Raw genomic sequence first — 23,877 nt, 5'->3', positions numbered from 1 at the left:
CCCCGAAACACGGCCAGAATTTTTGATTAACGCCTGCCTTATGGGCAGGCCACTTGGAAGCATGCTGACTATGGCTACGATTCATGTAGACGGCAAAGAATACGACGTAGATGGAGCCGACAACCTGTTGCAGGCGTGTCTCTCCCTCGGCCTCGATATTCCTTACTTTTGCTGGCATCCGGCGCTTGGAAGCGTCGGCGCTTGCCGCCAATGTGCGGTAAAGCAATACCAAAACGCGGACGATACGCGTGGCCGTTTGGTGATGTCCTGTATGACACCGGCATCCGATGGAACCTTTATTTCCATCGATGACGCAGAAGCCAAACAGTTCCGTGAAAGCGTGGTCGAGTGGTTGATGACCAACCACCCGCACGACTGTCCGGTATGTGAAGAGGGCGGTAACTGTCACCTGCAAGATATGACAGTAATGACCGGCCACAGCTTCCGTAAATATCGCTTCAGTAAGCGCACCCACAACAATCAGGAACTGGGGCCATTTATCTCGCACGAGATGAACCGCTGCATCGCCTGTTACCGTTGTGTGCGTTACTACAAAGACTACGCGGATGGCACCGATTTTGGTGTCTACGGCGCGCATGACAACGTCTATTTCGGTCGTCCGGAAAGCGGCACGCTGGAAAGCGAGTTCTCCGGTAACCTGGTAGAAGTGTGCCCAACCGGCGTATTCACCGACAAAACCCACTCCGAGCGTTACAACCGTAAGTGGGACATGCAGTTTGCCCCGAGCATCTGCCAGCAGTGCAGCATCGGCTGTAACACCAGCCCAGGTGAGCGCTATGGCGAACTGCGCCGTATCGAAAACCGTTACAACGGCAGCGTGAACCACTATTTCCTGTGTGACCGCGGCCGCTTTGGTTATGGCTATGTGAACCAGAAAGATCGCCCTCGTCAGCCGCAGCAACTGCGTGGCAACGACTGGATCACCCTGAACGCCGAGCAGGCGATGCAGGGCGCGGCAGATATTCTGCGTCAGGCCAATAAAACTATCGGTATCGGTTCACCGCGTGCCAGCCTGGAAAGCAACTTTGCGTTGCGTGAACTGGTCGGCGCCGAGAACTTCTATACCGGCATCAATCAGGCTGAACAACAGCGCCTGGACCTGATGCTCAACGTGTTGAAAAACAGCGGCGTTTATACGCCTAACCTGCGTGAAATCGAAAGCTACGACGCGGTGTTGGTACTGGGTGAAGATTTGACCCAGACCGGCGCTCGTATCGCGCTGTCGGTACGTCAGGCGGTGAAAGGGAAAGCCCGCGCGATGGCTGCGGCACACCGCGTTGCCGATTGGCAGATCGCGGCGGTGCAAACCATCGGGCAGCACGCCAAACACCCGCTGTTCGTCACTAACGTTGATAACACCCGTCTGGACGACATCGCCGCCTGGAACTACCGTGCGCCGGTGGATGAGCAAGCCCGTTTAGGCTTCGCCATTGCCCACGCGCTGGATGAGTCCGCGCCGGCGGTGACCGATCTGGCCGAAGATCTGAACAAGAAAATCGATGTGATCGTGCAGGCCCTGGCCGGTGCGCAGAAACCCTTGATCATCACCGGCAGCAATGCGGGTAGCACAGCGATCATTGAAGCTGCGGCCAACATTGCCAAGGCGTTGAAAGGTCGCGGTGCCAATGTCGGCATCACCTTCGTTGCCGCCGCTGCCAACAGCATGGGCTTGGCGATGATTGGTGGTGGCTCGCTGGACGAGGCACTGGTGCAGTTGGAAAGTGGTGCCGCTGATACCGCCATCGTGATGGAAAACGATCTCTATCGTCACGCCCCTGCGGCCAAAGTGGATGCCGCATTGGCCAAGATCAGTAACCTGATCGTTGCCGATCACCAGCGCACCGCCATCATGGACAAAGCCAACCTGATCCTGTCTGCGGCCAGTTTTGCAGAGAGCGATGGGACCTTGGTCAGCCAGGAAGGCCGCGCACAGCGCTTCTTCCAGGTCTACGACCCGGCTTATTACGATGATGCCAAGAAAAATATCTACAGCGTGATGTTGGAAAGCTGGCGTTGGATGCACTCGCTGCATTCCACCTACACCAGCCGCCAGGTTGACTGGACCCAGCTCGATGACGTGATTGCCGCCTGCGTGAGCGCATTGCCGCAGTTGCAAGGTATTGTCGAAGCTGCCCCAGATGCGACCTTCCGTATCCGTGGTCAGAAACTGGCCCGTTCACCGCACCGCTACAGTGGCCGTACCGCGATGCGTGCCGATATCAGCGTGCATGAACCGCGTCAGCCGCAAGATAAAGACACCATGTTCGCCTTCTCGATGGAAGGGAACAACAGCCCGCTGGCTGACCGTCAGCAGATCCCATTTGCCTGGGCACCAGGTTGGAACTCACCGCAGGCATGGAACAAGTTCCAGGCCGAAGTGGGTGGCAAACTGCGCCATGGCGATCCGGGTATCCGCCTGATCGAAGCAGGGGAGGGCAACCTCGGTTACTTCACCGCTATCCCTACGGCGTTCAAAGCCGAAGGCTGGCGTGTTGCGCCGTATTACCACCTGTTTGGCAGTGACGAAATGTCACAGCGCTCCGAAGTGATCCAGCAGCGTATGCCTCAGGCCTACGTGATGATCAACGTTGCCGATGCCGCACAGCTTGGTGTCAATGCCGGTGCCTGGGTCGAGTTCAGCTGTGCAGGTCAAACGCTGCGTTTGCCGGTACGCCTGAGTGAAACCCTGAGCCAAGGCCAGGTTGGTTTGCCGCTCGGCTTGCCAGGGATCCCGCCGGTACTGGTGGGTGCGAAGGTTGAAAATCTGCGGGAGGCGGCACTATGAGCTGGTTGACACCTGAGGTGATCGACATCCTGATCGCCGTGTTGAAAGCGGTGGTGATCCTGTTGGTCGTGGTCACCTGCGGGGCGTTTATGAGCTTCGGCGAACGCCGTCTGCTGGGGCTGTTCCAGAACCGTTACGGGCCAAACCGTGTCGGCTGGGGCGGTTCGCTGCAGCTGGTCGCCGACATGATCAAAATGTTCTTCAAAGAAGACTGGGTTCCGACCTTCGCCGACCGCATGATCTTTACGCTGGCCCCGGTGATTGCCTTTACCTCGCTGCTGTTGGCCTTTGCCATCGTGCCGGTCAGCCCGACCTGGTCGGTGGCCGATCTCAACATCGGTATTCTGTTCTTCCTGATGATGGCTGGCCTGGCGGTGTATGCCGTGCTGTTCGCCGGCTGGTCCAGTAACAACAAATACTCGCTGTTAGGGGCGATGCGTGCTTCGGCACAAACCCTGAGCTACGAAGTGTTCCTCGGCCTGTCCGTGCTGGGCGTGGTGGCACAAGCCGACTCGTTCAACATGCAGGCGATTGTTGAATCACAGGCGCACATCTGGAACGTCATTCCGCAATTCTTTGGTTTCATTACCTTTGCGATTGCCGGTGTGGCGGTATGTCACCGCCACCCATTTGACCAGCCGGAAGCCGAGCAGGAACTGGCCGACGGTTACCACATTGAATATTCCGGTATGAAATTCGGTCTGTTCTTCGTGGGGGAATACATCGGTATCGTGACCGTGTCCGCCCTGATTGTGACGTTGTTCTTCGGCGGTTGGCAGGGTCCATTCCTGCCGCCATTCATCTGGTTCGCACTGAAAACGGCCTTCTTCATGGTGATGTTCATTCTGATCCGTGCTTCGTTGCCGCGTCCGCGTTATGACCAGGTGATGTCATTCGGCTGGAAGATTTGCCTGCCGTTGACGCTGCTGAACCTGCTGGCAACCGCCGCGGTCATTTTGTACAACGCTCAATAAGGGGTGAATAAACCATGACATTGAAAGAGTTAGTGGTTGGTTTCGGCACCCAGGTGCGCAGCCTTTGGATGATTGGCCTACACGCCTTCGCCAAACGCGAAACCCAGATGTATCCGGAAGAACCGGTTTACCTGCCGCCCCGCTACCGTGGCCGCATCGTGCTGACGCGCGATCCGGACGGAGAAGAGCGCTGCGTAGCCTGTAACCTGTGTGCGGTTGCCTGTCCGGTTGGCTGTATCTCCCTGCAAAAAGCAGAGCAGAAAGATGGCCGCTGGTATCCGGAATTTTTCCGCATCAACTTCTCACGCTGCATTTTCTGCGGTCTGTGCGAAGAAGCTTGCCCAACTACCGCGATCCAGCTGACGCCGGATTTCGAAATGGGTGAGTTCAAGCGCCAGGATCTGGTGTACGAAAAAGAAGATCTGTTGATCTCGGGGCCGGGTAAATATCCGGAATATAACTTCTACCGGATGGCCGGTATGGCGATTGACGGCAAAGCCAAAGGCGAAGCCGAAAACGAAGCCAAACCGATCGACGTCAAAGGTCTGTTGCCTTAAGGAGCCAGCAAGCATGGAAATTGCCTTTTATCTGGCAGGGTTCATTGCGATTATCGCGACCATTCGCGTCATTTCGCATACCAATCCTGTGCATGCGCTGCTGTATCTGATCGTCTCTTTACTGGCGATCTCGGCAGTCTTTTTCTCACTGGGTGCCTATTTTGCGGGTGCTCTGGAAATCATCGTCTACGCCGGTGCCATTATGGTGCTGTTCGTGTTCGTGGTCATGATGCTCAACCTCGGCAACGCGGTGCAGCAGCAAGAGCGCGACTGGCTGAAGCCTGCCGTCTGGATTGGCCCTGGTCTGCTGTCACTGATCTTGCTGGTGGTGCTGATTGTGGCGATCCGCAGCGTGTCCGATCAGGGCATCACCGGTGAAATGGTGGATGCTAAAGCGGTTGGGATCAGCCTGTTTGGTCCTTACGTGCTGGCGGTTGAGCTGGCTTCAATGCTGCTGTTGGCGGGCCTGGTCGTTGCCTTCCACATTGGTCGTGAGCACAAACCGGGTGAAGTGTTCAGCAATACCCCGGCAAGCAGCGAAATGGCGAAAAGAAAATCGGAGGACCAAGCATGATCCCTCTTCAACATGGGCTGATCCTGGCGGCGATCCTGTTCGTCCTGGGGCTGACTGGCTTGATGTTACGCCGTAACCTGCTGTTTATGCTGATCAGTCTGGAAGTGATGATCAACGCTGCGGCGTTGGCGTTTATCGTGGCGGGTAGCTATTGGGGCCAAACCGACGGGCAGGTGATGTACATCCTGGCCATCAGCCTGGCGGCAGCCGAGGCCAGTATCGGCCTGGCGTTGCTGCTACAGCTCTACCGTCGTCGGCATACCCTGGATATTGACACTGTCAGTGAGATGCGCGGATGAACCTATTATATTTAACTATTCTGCTACCGCTGATCGGGTTCCTGCTGTTGGCATTTTCCCGTGGTCGCTGGTCTGAAAACACCGCGGCGACCGTTGGCGTAGGGTCGATTGGCCTGGCGGCACTGGTCACGGTGTATGTGGCGATTGATTTCCTGGGCCAAAAGGCCGCTGGCGTGCAGCTGTATGAGCAAAGCCTGTGGAACTGGATGAGCGTTGGCGACTTTAACGTCGGCGTTACCCTGGTGCTGGACGGCCTGTCCCTGACCATGCTGTCGGTAGTGACCGGCGTTGGCTTCCTGATCCACATGTATGCTTCCTGGTACATGCGTGGGGAAGAGGGCTACTCCCGCTTCTTCGCTTACACCAACCTGTTTATTGCCAGCATGGTGGTATTGGTACTGGCAGACAACCTGCTGCTGATGTACCTGGGTTGGGAAGGCGTGGGCCTGTGCAGCTATCTGTTGATCGGTTTCTACTACAAAGATCCGGCCAACGGCGCGGCGGCAATGAAAGCCTTCATCGTTACCCGCGTGGGCGACGTGTTCCTGGCCATTGCGCTGTTCATCCTGTACCACGAGCTGGGTACGCTGAACATCCGTGAACTGATGGTGCTGGCTCCGCAGAAACTGGCGGTTGGCGATACGGCGTTGACCTGGGCAACCCTGATGTTACTGGGTGGCGCGGTCGGTAAATCGGCTCAGTTGCCGTTGCAGACCTGGCTGGCAGATGCGATGGCGGGTCCAACCCCGGTATCTGCATTGATCCACGCGGCAACCATGGTTACCGCAGGTGTCTACCTGATTGCCCGTATGCACGGCCTGTTCCTGATGACGCCGGAAGTGCTGAATCTGGTCGGTATCGTTGGTGGCGTTACGCTGCTGCTGGCGGGCTTTGCCGCGCTGGTGCAGACCGACATCAAACGCGTACTTGCCTACTCCACCATGAGCCAGATTGGCTATATGTTCCTGGCGCTGGGTGTGCAGGCATGGGATGCGGCCATCTTCCACCTGATGACTCATGCGTTCTTCAAGGCGCTGCTGTTCCTGTCCTCCGGTTCGGTGATCCTGGCCTGTCATCATGAGCAGAACATCTTCAAGATGGGTGGCCTGCGCAAGAGCATTCCGCTGGTATATGTATGCTTCCTGGTGGGGGGCGCGGCGCTGTCTGCTCTGCCTATCGTCACCGCGGGCTTCTTCAGTAAGGATGAAATCCTGGCGGGCGCCATGGCGAACGGCCACGTCAACCTGATGATTGCCGGTCTGATTGGTGCATTCATGACCTCACTGTATACCTTCCGCATGATCTTCATCGTGTTCCACGGCGAAGAGAAAATCAAAGCGCATGCGGGCAAAGGTATTACTCACCACCTGCCACTGTTGGTTCTGATGGTGCTGTCCACCTTTGTCGGCGCGATGATTGTACCGCCGTTGCAGGGTGTACTGCCGGAAACCACTGAACTGGCACACGGCAGCGTTCTGACGTTGGAGATCGCCTCTGGCGTGGTCGCTATCGTCGGGATCCTGCTGGCAGCTGCGCTGTGGCTGGGCCAACGTCGCCTGGTCAACAGCATCGCGAACAGCGCTCCGGGTCGTTTCTTCTCGACCTGGTGGTTCCATGCCTGGGGCTTCGACTGGCTGTATGACAAAGTGTTCGTCAAGCCATACCTGGGCATCGCCAAGCTGCTGCAAAGCGATCCGCTGAACTCACTGATGAACCTGCCTGCGCTGTTCTCCCGCTGGGGGAACCGTGGCCTGACGGTGAGTGAGAACGGTCAGATCCGCTGGTATATCGCGTCTATGGGTGTGGGTGCAGTGCTGGTACTGGCTCTGTTGATTTTGGTTTAACTGAATAATTTAAACAGACGCATTTTGGGTTCGGCCCTTGTCGAACAAGGGCCCGATACAAGTTTTTTAGATTATTCATATAAGGGACACAAAACGCCATGCTATTACCTTGGCTAATTCTTATCCCCTTTATCGGCGGTCTGCTGTGCTGGCAGTGCGAGCGTTTCGGTACTAAGGCGCCGCGCTGGATAGCGTTGATCGCAATGGGGCTGACGTTGGCGCTTTCTCTGCAACTGTGGTTGCAGGGGGGCTATTCGTTGATAAAACCGCAGGGCATGCCGCAGTGGCAGTCTGAGTTTATGTTGCCGTGGATCCCACGCTTTGGCATCAGCATTCACCTGGCGCTGGACGGCCTGTCACTGCTGATGGTGGTGCTGACCGGTTTCCTGGGCGTGCTGGCGATCCTCTGTTCCTGGCGTGAAATCCAGAAGTATCAGGGCTTCTTCCACCTGAACCTGTTGTGGATCCTGGGCGGCGTGATTGGCGTGTTCCTGGCCATCGACCTGTTCCTGTTCTTCTTCTTCTGGGAAATGATGCTGGTGCCGATGTACTTCCTGATCGCCTTGTGGGGTCATAAAGCATCGGATGGTAAAACCCGTATCACCGCAGCAACCAAGTTCTTCATCTATACCCAGGCCAGCGGTCTGGTGATGCTGATTGCGATCCTGGGCCTGGTATTCGTGCACTACAATGCGACCGGCGTGTGGACCTTCAACTACGAAGATCTGCTGAAAACCCCAATGTCGCACAACGTTGAATACCTGTTGATGCTGGGCTTCTTCATCGCGTTCGCGGTGAAAATGCCGGTGGTGCCATTGCACGGCTGGTTGCCGGATGCCCATAGCCAGGCACCAACGGCGGGTTCTGTCGACCTGGCGGGGATCTTGCTGAAGACGGCGGCCTACGGCCTGCTGCGTTTCAGCCTGCCGCTGTTCCCGAACGCGTCCGCCGAGTTTGCCCCTATCGCCATGTGGCTGGGTGTGATTGGTATCTTCTACGGTGCCTGGATGGCGTTCGCACAGACCGATATCAAACGTCTGATTGCCTACACCTCCGTTTCCCATATGGGCTTCGTGCTGATCGCCATCTACACCGGTAGCCAGCTGGCTTACCAGGGTGCGGTTATCCAGATGATCGCCCACGGTTTGTCTGCCGCTGGTATGTTCATCATCTGTGGCCAGCTGTACGAACGTCTGCACACTCGCGATATGCGTCAGATGGGCGGCCTGTGGGGACGTATCAAGTACCTTCCTGCGCTGTCACTGTTCTTCGCGGTGGCAACTCTGGGGATGCCGGGTACCGGTAACTTCGTCGGTGAATTCATGATCCTGTTCGGCAGCTTCCAGGTTGTACCAGTGATCACCGTGATTTCTACCTTCGGTCTGGTGTTTGCTTCGGTTTACTCGTTGATCATGATGCAGCGTGCCTACTACGGCACCCCGAAATCTGATCAACCGTTGCCGGGCATGACCGCACGTGAACTGTTTATCATTCTGCTGTTGGTGGTACTGCTGGTGCTGCTGGGTGTCTATCCTCAGCCAATCCTCGATACCTCAAGTGCGGCGATGAGCAACGTGCAACACTGGTTTGGTCCGTCAGTTTCAGCAATTTCAACAACAAGGCCGTAATTCGCCATGACAATAACTCCTCAACAACTGATCGCACTGTTACCGCTGTTGATCGTCGGATTGACGGTGGTGGTTGTGATGCTGTGCATTGCGTGGCGACGCGACCACTTTATCAACGCCACCCTGACAGTGATCGGTCTTAACCTGGCGCTGCTTTCACTCTACTTTGTTGGCCAGGTAGGCCCAATGGACGTCACCCCGCTGGTGCGGGTTGACGGTTACTCGATGTTCTACACCGGGCTGGTGGTGCTGGCGAGTCTGGCAACCTGTACCTTTGCCTATCCATGGCTGGTGGGTTACCCGGATAACCGCGAAGAGTTCTACCTGCTGGTGCTGATTGCTACCATGGGTGGCATTCTGCTGGCGAGCGCCAACCACCTGGCTTCACTGTTCCTGGGGATTGAGCTGATCTCGCTGCCGCTGTTTGGTCTGATAGGGTATGCCTATCGCCAGAAGCGTTCGCTGGAAGCGGCCATCAAGTACATGGTGCTGTCTGCGGCGGCCTCCAGCTTCCTGCTGTTCGGTATGGCACTGCTGTATGCCGAATCCGGTGACCTGTCACTGGCAGGCCTGGGCAAGAGCATGCAGGAGAACATGATGCATCAGCCGCTGATCCTGGCAGGCATGGGCATGATGATCGTCGGTCTGGGCTTCAAACTCTCCCTGGTCCCTTTCCAGCTGTGGACGCCGGATGTGTATCAAGGGGCGCCTGCGCCGGTTTCAACTTTCCTGGCTACCGCCAGCAAGATTGCGATCTTCGCCGTCGTGATGCGTCTGTTCCTGTACGCACCGGCTGCCGACAACGAAGCGTTGCGGATGGTGTTGTCGATCATCGCCGTCTGCTCGATCCTGTTCGGTAACCTGATGGCGATCAGCCAGACCAACATCAAGCGACTGCTGGGTTACTCCTCGATCGCTCACCTGGGTTATCTGCTGGTAGCGCTGGTTGCGGTGCAAACCCACCAGCTGTCGCTGGAAACCGCCGGGGTGTATCTGGCCGGTTACCTGTTCAGCAGCCTGGGTGCCTTCGGTGTGGTTAGCCTGATGTCCAGCCCGTACCGTGGCCCGGATGCCGACTCGCTGTTCTCCTATCGCGGACTGTTCTGGCACAAGCCAATCCTGTCAGCGGTTATGACGGTGATGATGCTGTCCCTGGCGGGTATCCCGATGACGCTGGGCTTTATCGGTAAGTTCTTCGTGATTGCGATGGGCGTTAGTGCTCACCTGTGGTGGTTGACCGGTGCCGTGGTGCTGGGTAGTGCGATCGGTTTGTACTACTACCTGCGTGTGACCGTCAGCCTGTTCCTCAGCGCGCCGGAAACGCTGGTTCGCGATACGCCAAACAACTGGGCGTTGACCGCCGGTGGTGTGGTGGTGCTGATCTCTGCCGCGTTGGTGCTGTTGCTGGGTATCTACCCGCAGCCGCTGATTACGCTGGTGCAGATGGCACAGCCGATGTTCTGATTGATCTCGAGCTAGACAACAAGGGTCGCCAAATGGCGGCCCTTGTTTTTTTGTGGACTAGAGTGCGCCGCCGTTAAACGAGATTTCCAGCTCTTGCACCACCGCGCGTATTCTTGCCGTGTGTTGCAGATCCGGATGTAACACCAGCCAGATATCGACCCAGTCCTGATTCTCTGGGAGGATACGCACCAGATCGGGATCGCTATCGGCCAGGAAGCAAGAAAGCAGGCCGATGCCCAACCCGTTGCGCGTTGCCGAACGCAGTAACAGCTGTGAGTTGCATTGCAGCACCACGTTTGGCTCGTTCAACAGCTCTCCACCGAAGTTGTCCCAGTGGCGTGGTACCAGCTCGCGCGGGAACATCAGCAAATCGTGGCCGCGCAGATGGTCGCCTTTACTCGGCGTTCCGTGTTGATCCAGGTAGCCCTGCGTGGCATATAACCCCATCTCAATAGTTGCCAGACGTTTGATGACCAGCTCATCAGATTCAGGGCGAGCACCACGAATAGCCAGATCGGCCCCGCGATAGGAGATGTCGGAGATATCGAGCGCCGTCAGTAGCGTGATGGTGATATGCGGGTATTTCTCGCGCAGCCGTTTCAGTGCCGGTATCACAAAGGCCTCGGCCAAGGTATCGGTGGTAGCGATGCGTACTTCACCCGTCAGGCTTTGATCGCCGCTGCTGGCTTTACGAGCGATAGCCTGAACCGCATTTTCCATTGCCAGCACTTCTGCCAGCATGGCTTCACCCAGCGGGCTGAGCGAGAAGGATTTTGGCGTGCGGATAAACAGTTTTGAACCCAACGCCTGTTCGAAAGCGCTGATCCGCCGCCCCACGGTAGCTTGATCGACGTGAAGTTCATGGGCAGCCTTGCGTAACGTACCGCAGCGTGCCACCGCCAGAAAGAAGCGTGCATCATCCCAATTCATTGTGCAGTGTCCTTGGTGGCATCCGATCTATTTTGGCCGCCAGCGGCGGCAGAGAGAGTTATTATCTGGTAAGCGATAAGTAAATGCATCTGCGGGACGTTATGGAGCAAGCTTATTTGTAGCAGGCAATCCATTTTGCGCAAGAATGCTGGTATTCTTGGGCGGTGCCGCTAACACATTTCCGACGGTGAAAACCGCCGCGTAAGAGATTATCTGCAGCCCGGCAGGGCTGCATTCTGGGGAAATCATGGTTGCTTTATGGATGGTCGCTGCCAGCGTGTTCTTCGCGCTGATGGGGGCCTGCATCAAACTGGCTTCGGCCAAGGTCGGTTTCTTCGATATTATTTTTTACCGTTCATTGATCAACGTGGCCATCGTGGCGGCGCTGATAAAAATCAAAAATATCGGTTTTCGTACCCGCCATCTTGGCTTGCACATGAAGCGCGCCGCGATTGGCAATGCGGCCATGTATTGCGGCTTCTATGCGCTGATCCATCTGCCTATCGCTACCGCAACCACGCTGGGCTATACCAATCCGATTTTCCAATCGGTGATCACCTTCGTCACGGCAAGAGGCCAACTGACCGGCAGGTTGCTGTTCTCGGTGCTGCTGGGCTTTGTGGGCATCCTGATCCTGTTGCGTCCAGATGTACCGAACGGGGAATATACCGCCACCTTGATTGGCTTGCTGTCTGGATTGCTGACGGCACTGGCCTATTTCAACGTCGGCAAACTGGTGCGTACCGGGGAGCCTGAACTGCGTGTGGTGTTCTACTTCTCTCTGGTGGGTACCTTGTTCGGCGTGGTGATGAGTTCGATTGTCGGATTCGCGGCGTTGGATGCCACCAGCCTGCTGTATGTCTGCGCTATCGGCGTATTCGGCAGCCTGGGGCAGATCACCATGACCCGCGCCTATGGCGGCGGCAATGCGGTCACCGTCGGCATTCTTTCCTACAGCACGATCATTTTCTCCACGCTGCTCGGCTACCTGATTTTTGCCCAGACCCTGTCGTTTATCGCCGCGGCGGGGATGGTGCTGATCATCCTTTCCGGAGCGTTGGCCATTTTGCGCCGTGCACCCGCTAAAAAGGTAGCCACGGCTTCGGTGTGATTTTGCCGCTCTGGCCACCTGCAACAATGCATCATAGTGCTGCATTGTTGGTGGTTTTGGCGGTCTGCTCTGAACGCTATGATGAGCGCCTGATATTTTGCGGGTGAGGTGATTTGCCTGCGTATTTAGGGAGAAAATCATGTCCGACGGTGTAGCCGTTGATAAAACCGCGCGAGCCAACACGGCCTCCTCGCCTGGAGCCATTGTACTGTTTCTAGCGCTGGCATTGATGTCGGCACTGCTCAACAGCAGTGCACCAACGCCGCTTTATCCCTTGTACCAACAGCAACTGGCACTGACCTCGGTCAGCCTGACCCTGATCTACGGGGCTTATGCCGCTGGCGTACTGATTTCCCTGTTCGCCGTGGGCAACCTGGCTGGCAAGGTAAAAGATTTACGCAGCATGATCGTCCCGGCGCTGCTGGTGGTGTTGTTGGGAGCATTGCTTTTTGCCCTGGCTGATTCATTTTCCCTGATGTTGATGGCTCGCTTGCTGGCCGGTGTAGGCACGGGGGCGTTGACCGGTGCGGCAAATATTGCGTTGGTGCGTTTTGGCCCAGCGGACGGTGGCAAGCAGGCGGCGCTAATTGCTACCTTGTCCTTTACTGCCGGGTTGGCATTGGGGCCGATTTTTAGTGGTATAGCGTTGCAGACCGGTTTTCATACCACCTCGCTGCCGTTTGTGATCATCATGGCGGTGGCAACGATTGCCGCTTTGGGGATTATACTGAGCTGGCCTGCGCGCGTGGTGGTCAAAGCAGGCGTCCGTTCTGAGGATACTGGGGCAGGGGAAAATACCTTGGCTGCGGGCCTGCGCGCGACCGGGAGCCGGTTTTTCGTGTGTGCCGGCGCGCTGTTTGTCTGTTGGGCGCTGGCTGCCAGCATCCTGGCGATCGGCCCCAACGTGGCGGAAACGCTGCTGGGTATGCAAAACCGCAGCAGTTTCGGCTATGTGATTGCGGTCTACCTGCTGATTGCCGGGGCCAGCCAGATCCTGAGTCGTCAAATCAATGCACGCCATTCGCTGATGTTTGGCTGCCTGGCACAGGCGTTAGCGGTGGTGGTCTTTGCCGAAGCCATTCAGATCCATTCACTGGGGCTGGCCGCTGCGGGGATGATCATTGCCGGTTATGCTTACGGAGCCATCTTTGTCGGCAGTGCGACGCTGGTTAACCTGATTTCACCCCAAGCCAGCCATGCACGCCTGATCTCGCTGTTCTATGTGATTGCTTATGTTGCCAACTGGGTGCCCATTCTACTTGGCAGTATCATCGACCATGCCAGTCTGCATCTGGCGGTAAACCTATTATTCCTGGTGACTGTCATCGTCTGCGTGGTGTTGGGGCTATGGGTTACGCGAGTGGGCTTCCCGCGCTGAACCTGGCTATTTGGCTGGTGGTCGCTCTTGTGATCACCGCCTTTATTCAATCATGTGGCTAGCGGTTTTTTCGCGTAGTATGATGAAAAAACGCCCTATTTTTGTGATTAATATCTCATTTTAATGATTACAATGCATCAATTTGCACTATTGGTGTGATTTTTATCACATCGTATTGACTGATTTCGCGTAAACTGTGTGGATTATTTTTAGCGGATCAGGATTATGAACGTCATTTTTGCCATTGCGGTAACTACCGGTATTCTCTCCGGCGTATGGGGCTGGGTTGCCATCAGCCTTGGGCTAATCAGTTGGGCGGGCTTTCTTGGCTGCACGGCCTATTTTGCCTGCCCGCAAGGTGGCCTCAAGGGCTTGGCGATCAGCACGCTGACCTGCTTGAGCGGCGTGTTCTGGGCGATGGTCATCATTCACGGCAGCGCGTTGGAACCTGCCTGGAGCATTCTGGGCTACCTGCTGACTGGCATCGTCGCCTTCCTGATGTGCATTCAGGCCAAACAACAATGGTTAGGTTTTGTTCCCGGGACTTTTATCGGTGCCTGCGCCACCTTCGCCGGTGATGGCAACTGGCCATTGATCACCGCCTCACTGCTGGTCGGGCTATTGTTTGGCTACGCCATGAAAAACAGTGGCTTGTGGCTGGCCGCACGCCGTAAATCGCCCTCTGTAGCGCTGGCCGAACAAGCCTCCACCGACGCCTGAAAGGGCGTCAATATCTTGCCTCGCCTCTTTTTTAATCAACATTCCGATGGCGTGTATCCAGGTCGTGTCCTACCATGGGACTACGACCAATGATTGTTGATGGTTAAGCAACGTTGAATTTGTTAATAACGGAGAGCTTAAAGATGGCGATAAATCGAAACGAGAACCAAACGACGCTGGACGACGATCTGAGAATGCTGAGTGACACACTGCAAGACGTGTTGGATTACTCTGGCGATCGAGCCGATCAGGCTTATACGGATATCAAAGCCCATGCCGAACGGGCGCTAAAAGACATCAAGTCGCGTCTGGCAAATAGCTCCGAATGTTATTACGTGCGGGCGAAAGAGGTGGCATGTCGTGCCGATGACTATGTCCGTGACAAGCCTTGGCATAGCGTTGGCATTGGTGCCACGGTAGGTTTGGTGCTTGGGCTATTGCTGGCCCGCAAGTAACACCAATGAGCGCGATAGCTGCCGAATAGTGTCACAGGAAGGAGTCATGCAGAACGCCGACACGCCGTAAACCCGTCCCTGGGGGCTCGCAATCGCGCATCCATGCGCTCAACGGTCGGCTAACCTGCAATGACTCCCTCCTGTCTCAAGCTTCGGGTGTAGCGCTATTAAACATAGCTATTTAGCTACTGCGTACCTTATTGCTTTCCCAGTATCACCTCCACCTGGTAGGTTTTAGCCTCATCAGCCAAGGTAATCACCGCTTCCTGCTGCAACACACCATCAATCATCACCTGCGTTTCTCCTTCCCCTTGGCGTAGGGTGAAGTGATATTCACTCTCCCCTTCACGGTAGGTTAGGGTGACCGGTGGCCAATCTGCCGGTAAGCGGGTATGGATGGAAAGCGTATTGCCGTGGCGTTTTAGCCCCAGTAGCGACTCGACGATCAACCGATACATCCAGCCCGCCGAGCCGGTATACCAGCTCCATCCTCCGCGCCCAACGTGCGGGGCGACCGCGTAAATATCCGCCGTGGCGACATAAGGTTCGACCTTGTAGCGCTCCGCCGCGGTGCTATCCAGGCTGTGGTTGATGGGGTTGATCAGCGCCATCAGTTCCCAGGCGCGCTCGATATTGCCCATCTCGGCAAACGCCATCACTGCCCATACCGCCCCGTGAGTGTATTGACCGCCGTTTTCTCGCACGCCGGGCAGATAACCCCGGATGTAGCCAGGATTCGGGCCGTTGCCGTCAAAAGGTGGGGTCAGCAGTTTGATGATGCCGGCCTGGTCGTCCACCAGGTGCTTATCCAGAGATTGCATTGCTTGTGCGCTGCGATCTTTGTCACCCGCACCGGAAAGGATCGACCAACTCTGGGCGATGGCATCAATGCGACATTCTGCCGCTTGGTGTGAACCCAGCGGTTCTCCACTATCGAAGTAACCACGGCGATACCATTCGCCATCCCAGGCGTTGTTGTGCAGGTTGGCGCGCAGTTTTTCTGCTTCCTCGCGGCACAGTTCTGCCAGCTCCAGATCGCCGCGGTGGGTGGCCAGTTTGCCGTAACGTTGCAGAATATAGAACAGGAAGAAGCCCAGCCAAACGCTCTCACCTCGGCCTTCCAATCCCACCATGTTCATTCCATCGTTCCAGTCACCAGCCCCCATTAGCGGCAAACCATGCTCGCCAAAGGTCAGGCCATGCTTCAGCGCCCTGGCCCCGTGCAGATACAGGCTTTCTTGTTTCGAGCTGAGACCAGGCTGTTCATAAGAAGACTCTTCACCCGGTGCCAGTATACGGGCCTCCAGATAACCCACCTGTTCTTCGAGAATCGACGAGTCTTCGGTCGAGTCGAGGTAGTGGCAAATGGCCAGCGGCAACCACAGGTAATCATCGGAGCAGCGGGTGCGCACCCCGTTGCCCTGCGGTGGATGCCACCAGTGCTGGACGTCGCCCTCAACAAACTGGCGCGAAGCACACAGCAGGATCTGCTCACGCATCCGCTCAGGCAAGGCATGCGTCAGGGCCAGGGTATCCTGGAGCTGATCGCGGAAGCCAAATGCGCCGCCGGACTGGTAATAACCGCTGCGTGCGTGAATGCGGCAGGAGAGGGTTTGATACAGCAACCAGCCGTTAGCCAGCAAGTTAACCGCTGGATGAGGCGTACCGATCTGCACCTTGTTGAGGATCTTGTCCCAATGGGCAGCGACCTGCTGCAATTCGTGTTGCAATGCCTCTTCGCTGAGATACTGACGCAGCAGAGATTCGGCTTCGTCGGCATCTTGTCCCAGACCAAGCGCAAACACAAAGCTGCGTTGATCGCCATCGATCATGCTGATGGCCGATTGAACTGCGCCACAAGGATCCAACCCGGCACCGGTCTTGCCGGATAACCGCCGCAGCTTAAGTACGGCAGGAGCGGCCAACGAACCGTTACGGCCAATGAATTCCCGCCGATCGCCAGTGACTGAGCAATGGACGCCGGTAACGCCGAAGAACGCGGTACGTGGCGATCCGCTGCTGGTGTAATGGTTGGTGGCGAGGATGCCACAGCCACCAGGTGGTGTGGCTACGCGGGTGACCACGTGCATCGCCGATTTCTGGCGCAAATCACCGAGGATTAGCTCGGCATAGCCGGTGGTCGAGAGCTTCCGTGTCCGACCAGAAGTGTTGGTGAGCGTCAGCAGGAACAGTTTCACCGGAGCGTCTTTGGCAACCAGCATCGTCAACTGGCTGTCGATACCGCCTTCCCGGTGTTCAAACACGCTGTAACCAAAGCCGTGACGCGTCAGGTAATGACCACGCCCACGGGCGGGCAGCGGCGTTGGTGACCAGACGTGACCACTCTCTTCATCGCGCAGATAGAAAGCCTCGCCGCTGCGATCGCTGACCGGATCGTTATCCCAAGGCGTCAGGCGGTATTCATGCGCATTCTCATACCAGGTGTAGGCTTGGCCACTTTCAGAGATCACCGAACCGAACATCGGGTTGGCGATAACGTTTGACCACGGCGCTGGCGTCACCTTGCTTTCGTTCATGGCGATCACATATTCGCTGCCATCCTCAGAGAACCCGCCAAATCCGTTGTAGAACTGGAGTTTGTCGATGATTGGCAACTGTGGCGAATGCAGATTACGTGGCAGATTGGCCATGGTAGCCAGTTTGGAGGAGGCGGTTGGCGGCCCCAATGGCTGTTGCAGCGTTTGCGGCAGTTGCAACCGTTGGTTGAGCTGCTCCGTCAGGCCACCGCGGCGGTCATCCAGATAGATCCGCGCTACGCTCAGCAGCAAAGTGTGATCTTCCGGTGACATATGTTCACTGGAACGGACGAAGATCCCTCCGGGTTTGTCCGTCAGGGAAGACTCCATCCCGGCGGCGATCAGCCCCATGATCCGATTTTGCAGATCTTGCCGGTAACCACCGGAATCCTCATTGAGGATCACCAGGTCGACCAGCAATCCTTTCAACCGCCAGTAGTTGTGCGCCTGAATGAGCTGTTGCACCAGCCCGATATTCTCACTGTCGGTGACGGACAGCAGCACGATCGGCAGATCGCCGGAAATCGAATAGCCCCACAGGCCTGACTGCCCGCGGCGGTTATTGATGATTTCATTGCTGGCGGCACGCATTTCCTGCGCCGGGAACACCACCGCGCTGGCCAGGCGATTAAACAGATTGGCGTCTTCTTCGTTAGCGTTCAACTGGCGCAACACCACCTGGCTGTGCGACCAGGCGAGTTCGAAAATACGGTCGGCCATATGGCGGTCGCGATACTTCTCCAACATCGCCAGGCTGGTGGCGCGGTCTTCACACACGCCGTAGAAGATATCCAGAGTCAGCGGCACGTTGGGTTCCAGCCGGATCCGCTGACGGATGGCGATGATCGGATCGATCACCGGCCCGGCGCTATTGGTCAGGGGTTGATTCTGATATAGCGCCTGCGGGTTGGCTGCCGTGCGGCCACGGCCGATAAACTTGGCCCGGTCGGTTTCAAAGGAGGTTTTACTGCTGGCACCCTGGACCGACATCATATGCAGCAACCACGGCGATTTCTCTTTCGGCTCACGCGGACGGCGATGGCACAGAATGGCATCCTGTTCCGGCAACAGTTCGGTTTGGACAAACAGATTGCTGAACGCCGGGTGCGCCAAATCGTTGCTGGCCGGGGCCAGCACCACTTCGGCATAGCTGGTGATCTCAATGGTCCGCGGCTGTTTGCCCCGGTTCACCAAGGTTAAGCGCCGCAGTTCGATGTCGTCCTCAGGGGAGATCACCACCTGGGTTTTCACCGACAGTAGCCCCTGCTTGCGTTGGAATTCCGCCCCGGCATCGTTGAAGACCGCGCGATAGCCGCCTTTCTCGGTTTCGCCGGTAGGGTGCCAGGTATTGCTCCACACCTCGCCGGTTTGCGGATCGCGCAGGTAGCAGAACGCCCCCCAGTTATCGCAGGTGGCATCCTCACGCCAGCGGGTCAGCGCCAGATTCTGCCAGCGGCTGTAGCTACCGCCGGTTTGGGTGATCATCAGGTGGTAGTTGGCATTCGACAGCAACTGAACTTCCGGGATCGGTGTATCCACACGGGTGAATTCACGTGCGGCGAAGCTAGCCGGTTTAATCGCGCCTTCATGGGTTTCGAAGTGGCGGCGGGTGCTGTACAGCTCAACCGCATCAGGCACCCGTTCCTGCAACAGCAAACGGGTTGACTGGAAGGCGGGGTAACTGGCAAAGCGTTTCACCATTGGCGCATCCAGCAACAGGTGTGACAGCGCCAGGAAACTCATACCCTGGTGGTGAGCCATATAGGAGCGAACAATGACATACAGCTGCCCCCGGCTGAGGCGTGAAGTGGTGTAGTCCAGTGCTTCATAGAAGCCATAACGGCCCTTGGCACCGTTTTTTTCCAGTTCCACCAGGTTGCTACAGGCACTGTCCGGATCGACAATCAGCGCCATCATGGTGGCGTAAGGGGCGATCACCATGTCGTCACCCAGTCCACGCCGCAGCCCTAAACCCGGCACACCAAAGGCGTGATACTGGTAGTTTTGCAAAGCGTCAAAGCCGAAGTAACCGGACTCGGAAATCCCCCACGGTACGCCGCGCTCTTTGCCCCAGGCAATTTGCCGCTCCACTGCAGAGCGGCACATCTGTACCAGCAACGTATCGGGATAGGCAGGCATCACCAGTTGCGGCATCAGGTACTCAAACATCGAGCCGCTCCAGGACATCAGCGCTGGCTCCTTGTCGATCACCGTAAACAGCCTGCCTAAGGCAAACCAGCTCCGTTGTGGAATTTGGTTGGTGGCAATGGCGACATAGTTGGTCAGGCGGATTTCCGAGGCCAGCAGATCGTATTTACCACTGTCGGCACGGTTTTGATCGCAGTTGAAACCGACGGTCAGCAAATGGGTGGCTTCGTCATACAGGAAGCTGAAGTCCATTTGCGCCATTGCTGTCAGGCGTTGGGCCAGCTGAGCCAACTGTTCCAGGCGTTCCCTTGCCAATTGCTGTACGGTATCCAACTGCGTTTGCTGTTCTGTCGACAACGTCAGTTGTTTAGGTGGGTTGGCCAGCCAATGCAAACCAGGGATTTGTTCCAGCTCCGGCATGCTGTCGCTCAGCCAGCCAAACCATAATGCCCATTCGGCGCACAGTTCGTTGAGCTGCTGGTGCAGGTTGCCGGCCCAGCGTTTGACCTCGTCACCCTGTTGCAGAGCGGGGTCCTGCAATCCATTACAGTGGTTACGCATTTCATTGAGTTCAGCCTGTAGTGCCGCCGGATGGGCGTTCTGCGCCTGTTCCCAGTGTTTGCGCAGTTTGGTTAATCCTTTCGGTGCGGCGTTACCCCAGTGTTGCTCCAGTATCAGCAACGTATCTTCTAATCCGGCCAGAATACGGGCTGGCTCGATAACTGGCTGCATGGCTAACCCTGGCAGGCCCGCGCTCAGGGTTAGCAGATGGCCCGCGAAATTACCGCTGTCCACGCTGGAAACATACCGTGGATTCAGAGGTTCCAGAGTGCGCGTGTCGTACCAGTTGTACAGGTGACCACGGTAATGCTCCATGCGATCGAGCGTATTCAGCGTCAGGGTAATACGCTGCAAGGCCGAACTGAGGGTGATATAGCCGAAGTCATAGGCGGTAAGGTCGGCCAACAGCGCCAGCCCGATATTGGTGGGTGACGTGCGATGTGCCACCACCGGCTCTGGAATTTCCTGGTAGTTATCCGGCGGCAGCCAGTTTTCCTGCTGGTTGACAAAGGTGGCAAAAAACTCCCAGGTTTCTCGGCTGCTCTGGCGCAGGAAACGGCGCTGGCGATCGTCGATGGCCGTTTTGCTGCGCTGTGGCTCCAGGCTAAGCGAATAAAGCAGGTACGGCGACAGGATCCACAAGGCGGCCAGCGGGATAGCGGCTAACAGCGCTACCGGGCTGGAAAAAGCGGCCAATAGCAACAGTGCAACACCTGCCAACGGGTTGATCCACAGGTTACGATAAAAATTCGCCAGCGTGACGGTCAGGTGGTGTTTGGATTGGTCGAAGCTGGTCCACTCTTGCAGATTGCGTTTGCTGATCAACAGACGCCACAGGGTGATACCAATGGCCTTTAGGCTGAACCAGGCTTCATGAGGTAGCTCGGCCAGACGCAGGCCAATCTGAGACAGCCGATGCAGTGAGCCCTTCAGTGCCAACTGCAAGTGCTGAATAACAGGCCGACGCGGGGGCTTACGCACCACATCCTGCAACAGCGCCAGTAGCGTAGGCAGCAGCAGAATAATGGCGAACACCGCCAACCAGTATGGGGTATCCGGTAGCCAGGTTAAGCCAAAGAACAACAGCAACAGAAAGCAGGGGGCTACCAGGCTGCGGCGTAGGTTATCGAACAGTTTCCAGCGCGACAGGGGGCTTAATGGGTTAGCGGCCCGCGAACCGTCTTCGGTGATGACCCGGGGCAACAGCCAGTTAAACAGCTGCCAATCGCCGCGGATCCAGCGAGTACGGCGGGCAACATCGACCAGATAGTTGCTTGGATACTGCTCATAGAGCAAGACATCGCTCAATAAACCGGAACGGGCATAGCAGCCTTCCAGCAGATCGTGGCTTAACACCAGGTTTTCCGGGCAGGTGCCCTTCAGGCTGTGGGAGAAGACGTCAACATCATAAATCCCTTTGCCGATAAACGAGCCTTCGCCAAACAGATCCTGATAGATATCTGAAGCCATCTGGGTATAAGGATCGTTGCCCGGCGTGCTGCTGCACAGGGCAGCATAACGGCTCTGACCATAAGCAGGGATCTCTTCGGCCATGCGGGGTTGCAGGATGGCATAACCCTCCACCACTCGCTGCAGTTTGGCATCATACTGAGGTTGATTCAGGGGATGGGCCATAGCGGCGATCAGCCGGTGTGCGGTTTCACGCGGTAGCACGGTATCGCTGTCCAGGGTGATCACGTATTTGACGTTTTTCAGCACCTCCAGCCCTTGGCCAACCTGAGTGGTAAACGCATTGCCACGGTTACGCAGCCAGTCGTTCAGCGCGTTCAACTTGCCACGTTTACGCTCCAGCCCCATCCAGCTCTGCTGTTTTTCATTCCATTGGCGATCGCGATGGAACAGGAAAAAGTGGCTTGGCCCTTCGCAGGCATACTTTGCATTGAGCTCGTTCATCTTTTGGGTGGCATAGGCCAGCAGTTCGGTATCGTCGGGCTGCTGTTGCCGGGGCGAGTCATTGAAGTCGGTGAGCAGGGCAAAATGCAGGTGTTTAATGGCGTTGCCCAGATAACAAACTTCCAGCGTGTTGATCAACTGGTCAATGCCGGACTTGCTGCTTATCAGCGTGGGAATGGCAACCAGCGTACGGAACTCTGCCGGGATACCACAGGAAAAATCCAGCCTTGGCAACGGCTGCGGAGAACGGCTGCGGGTGGTGACCTCACTGAGCAGGCTGATGACGAACTGAGCGAGCACCATCCCTAATGGGAACAGCAAGATCAACAACCCCCAGGTGAGTCCGGTTTGATGGGCATGGCGTAACAGCAAAGCCCAGCAGGCCGTCGTGAGCAGGCTGATGCTGCCCAGCCAGGAAAGCAGTGGGGATTGGCTGAGCGCCTGACGGATGCGCGTAATACGGCTAAGCCGCACGTCAAGCTGTTGCTCTAACTGCGTGCGGCCATGGTCAATCAGGTAATAGCCGATGTGATGAGTGCGTGGATCGTTGCGGGGGTCTTCGGCGGCGATCCGTGCCATATTCAGAGCGTGTTGTGCGACCTCCACCTCGTTGTGAGAACAGTGGCGAGCCAGCCTCTCGATCACATGGCGATAGTTGTCACGGGTATCGAAATGCATTAAAGGATAAACCCCGGTGGGGTCTTCGCGCAGCGTCTGATCGACCTTGCTCATGGTCTCAACAAATTCTGCCCAATCCATTTCACTCAGTTGCCGCAGGCCGGCGATACTGTTGCTGACGGAAAGTTGGCTGACCGCCAGTTGCTGGTTGAAACGATGGATAAGCTCATCGGAGGTCAGGCTGACTTCGGCCAGGCGTTGCTCAACCCAGGTCAGCGGTAGCGCCAGCATGGTGCCGTGCCCCTGCAGACGACGCACCAGTTCTGCCACGAAGGCGCTGGTGCGGGGCGGGTTGGAGCGCGCCATATCGGCAATCACAATGATCAGGTTGGCCGGATCGTTTTCCGCCGATTCCAGCATTTTGGTCACCCAACTATCGGCCAGGCTGCGTTCTTCCTGTGCCTGAGCCACTTCTACCGCCACGCGGCGCAGGTTTTCAATGAGTGCCAGCCTCAGCATACCCGGTAGCGCCCACAGCTCGCCCAGGGTCAGATTGGCCTCTTTTTGGTAGGCGGCAATATAGCGCGTCAGGCTCTCGGCATCCCATCGCCCGTCGCCATGAGCAATGGCTTCGGTGGCGATATCGAAAATTCGTGGGCAATTGTGCGGGGCGGTTAACTGTGGCAGCCCACGGCCGAAGGTTTTCGGCAAATGGTGCCGAACGACGCGGATCTGCTCCTCGATAAGATAAAAGTTATCCAGCAGCCAGTCGCCCGCCGGGGTCATGGTGTTTTTCTTGTCGTTGCTCAGCCTGCGGCAACTGTCCGTTAATACCTGCTCGTTGTTATCGAGACGTTTGAGCAAATAGTAGGGCGTTTTATGGGTTGCCAGCTTATGGGAGCGTGCCAGGCGCTGGCCATAGCGTTCCATTTGGTCGACCGAAAACAGCTCTGCCTTGATGTTGCTGGCGGGAGGGGTTTCGGCCGTGGCACGGTTATGCCGTAAGGGCAACCGAGCCACTTTGGGGTGTCGGCGCTGCTTCTTTAACCAATTGATAAGCATTTCTTTCACGCAAAAAGCTCCTTACATCTGACCCAAAGGACAGCGGGTTAATACCGTTGGGAGGCTGTGAACATCTTGATTTAACTATCGATTTGATATGACAAGATTTCACTGCGGCAGGAACATGACGTCTAAGTATAGTTCCGCCGCGCGCGTGTGGTTGTTTTTTAATCTTAAACTTTAATTTTAATAAATAATTAGCGACGCAAGGTATGGGTTAATAGACGCTATTTTTCCGCCCGTGAGGGTTGATTTACCGTATAATTCCCCACATAGCGTTTGGTTAATGAGGTGGCA

At 56.6% G+C, this 23,877-nt stretch carries 14 protein-coding genes; 12 read left to right on the top strand and 2 right to left on the bottom strand.

What is annotated here, in order from left to right; translation table 11 throughout:
• Window positions 1–70: 70 nt before the first annotated feature.
• From nuoG to nuoN, 8 genes are all read left to right on the top strand, one after another.
• Window positions 71–2,806: an NADH-quinone oxidoreductase subunit NuoG gene (gene nuoG, locus KGP16_RS17540; RefSeq protein WP_094981983.1), complete on the top strand. Its 2,736-nt coding sequence runs from the start codon at window positions 71–73 to the stop codon at window positions 2,804–2,806.
• Window positions 2,803–3,780 (top strand): NADH-quinone oxidoreductase subunit NuoH, encoded by a 978-nt coding sequence (gene nuoH / locus KGP16_RS17535; protein ID WP_021805990.1) that lies wholly within the window; start codon window positions 2,803–2,805, stop codon window positions 3,778–3,780. Before nuoG ends, nuoH begins: the two co-directional genes overlap by 4 nt.
• Window positions 3,781–3,794: 14 nt before the next feature.
• On the top strand, window positions 3,795–4,337 hold the full coding sequence (gene nuoI / locus KGP16_RS17530; protein ID WP_021178518.1) for an NADH-quinone oxidoreductase subunit NuoI: 543 nt from the start codon (window positions 3,795–3,797) through the stop codon (window positions 4,335–4,337).
• Between the two features lie 13 nt (window positions 4,338–4,350).
• The gene (gene nuoJ / locus KGP16_RS17525; protein ID WP_021805989.1) at window positions 4,351–4,911 is read left to right on the top strand and encodes an NADH-quinone oxidoreductase subunit J; all 561 of its coding nucleotides are present in this window, start codon (window positions 4,351–4,353) and stop codon (window positions 4,909–4,911) included.
• Entirely contained in the window at window positions 4,908–5,210 is a 303-nt protein-coding gene (nuoK, locus tag KGP16_RS17520) for an NADH-quinone oxidoreductase subunit NuoK (RefSeq protein WP_021178516.1), read from the top strand. Before nuoJ ends, nuoK begins: the two co-directional genes overlap by 4 nt.
• The gene (gene nuoL / locus KGP16_RS17515; protein WP_024529596.1) at window positions 5,207–7,054 is read left to right on the top strand and encodes an NADH-quinone oxidoreductase subunit L; all 1,848 of its coding nucleotides are present in this window, start codon (window positions 5,207–5,209) and stop codon (window positions 7,052–7,054) included. Before nuoK ends, nuoL begins: the two co-directional genes overlap by 4 nt.
• A gap of 98 nt (window positions 7,055–7,152) precedes the next feature.
• Complete coding sequence (nuoM, locus tag KGP16_RS17510) at window positions 7,153–8,682, top strand: NADH-quinone oxidoreductase subunit M (RefSeq protein ID WP_021805987.1); 1,530 nt, start codon at window positions 7,153–7,155, stop codon at window positions 8,680–8,682.
• A 6-nt stretch (window positions 8,683–8,688) separates the two neighbouring features.
• Complete coding sequence (nuoN, locus tag KGP16_RS17505) at window positions 8,689–10,146, top strand: NADH-quinone oxidoreductase subunit NuoN (protein ID WP_021805986.1); 1,458 nt, start codon at window positions 8,689–8,691, stop codon at window positions 10,144–10,146.
• 57 nt (window positions 10,147–10,203) lie between these two features.
• On the opposite strand, the gene KGP16_RS17500 is transcribed toward nuoN, so the two are convergent.
• The gene (locus KGP16_RS17500) at window positions 10,204–11,076 is read right to left on the bottom strand and encodes a LysR family transcriptional regulator (RefSeq protein ID WP_223500060.1); all 873 of its coding nucleotides are present in this window, start codon (window positions 11,074–11,076) and stop codon (window positions 10,204–10,206) included.
• A 247-nt stretch (window positions 11,077–11,323) separates the two neighbouring features.
• Between KGP16_RS17500 and KGP16_RS17495 the strand changes: the two genes are divergently transcribed.
• The 4 genes from KGP16_RS17495 (at window position 11,324) to elaB (ending at window position 14,740) form a co-directional block, all read left to right on the top strand.
• The gene (locus KGP16_RS17495; RefSeq protein ID WP_021805984.1) at window positions 11,324–12,187 is read left to right on the top strand and encodes a DMT family transporter; all 864 of its coding nucleotides are present in this window, start codon (window positions 11,324–11,326) and stop codon (window positions 12,185–12,187) included.
• 139 nt (window positions 12,188–12,326) lie between these two features.
• Window positions 12,327–13,565, top strand: a complete 1,239-nt coding sequence (locus KGP16_RS17490; RefSeq protein WP_223500058.1) for an MFS transporter — start codon at window positions 12,327–12,329, stop codon at window positions 13,563–13,565.
• 225 nt (window positions 13,566–13,790) lie between these two features.
• Window positions 13,791–14,285: a DUF1097 domain-containing protein gene (locus KGP16_RS17485; protein WP_021805982.1), complete on the top strand. Its 495-nt coding sequence runs from the start codon at window positions 13,791–13,793 to the stop codon at window positions 14,283–14,285.
• Between the two features lie 143 nt (window positions 14,286–14,428).
• Window positions 14,429–14,740, top strand: coding sequence for a stress response protein ElaB (gene elaB / locus KGP16_RS17480; protein ID WP_166732998.1), 312 nt, complete (start codon window positions 14,429–14,431; stop codon window positions 14,738–14,740).
• 197 nt (window positions 14,741–14,937) lie between these two features.
• Here the strand turns inward: elaB and KGP16_RS17475 are convergent, their stop codons facing one another.
• Window positions 14,938–23,589: a glycoside hydrolase family 94 protein gene (locus tag KGP16_RS17475; protein ID WP_223500057.1), complete on the bottom strand. Its 8,652-nt coding sequence runs from the start codon at window positions 23,587–23,589 to the stop codon at window positions 14,938–14,940.
• Window positions 23,590–23,877 lie beyond the last annotated feature (288 nt).

It is taken from the genome of Serratia sp. JSRIV006 (assembly GCF_019968685.1).
Taxonomy (GTDB): Bacteria; Pseudomonadota; Gammaproteobacteria; order Enterobacterales; family Enterobacteriaceae; genus Chania; species Chania fonticola_B.
Note: the sequence above shows the minus strand (reverse complement) of the source record. Positions and strands in the feature narration are given on the sequence as shown.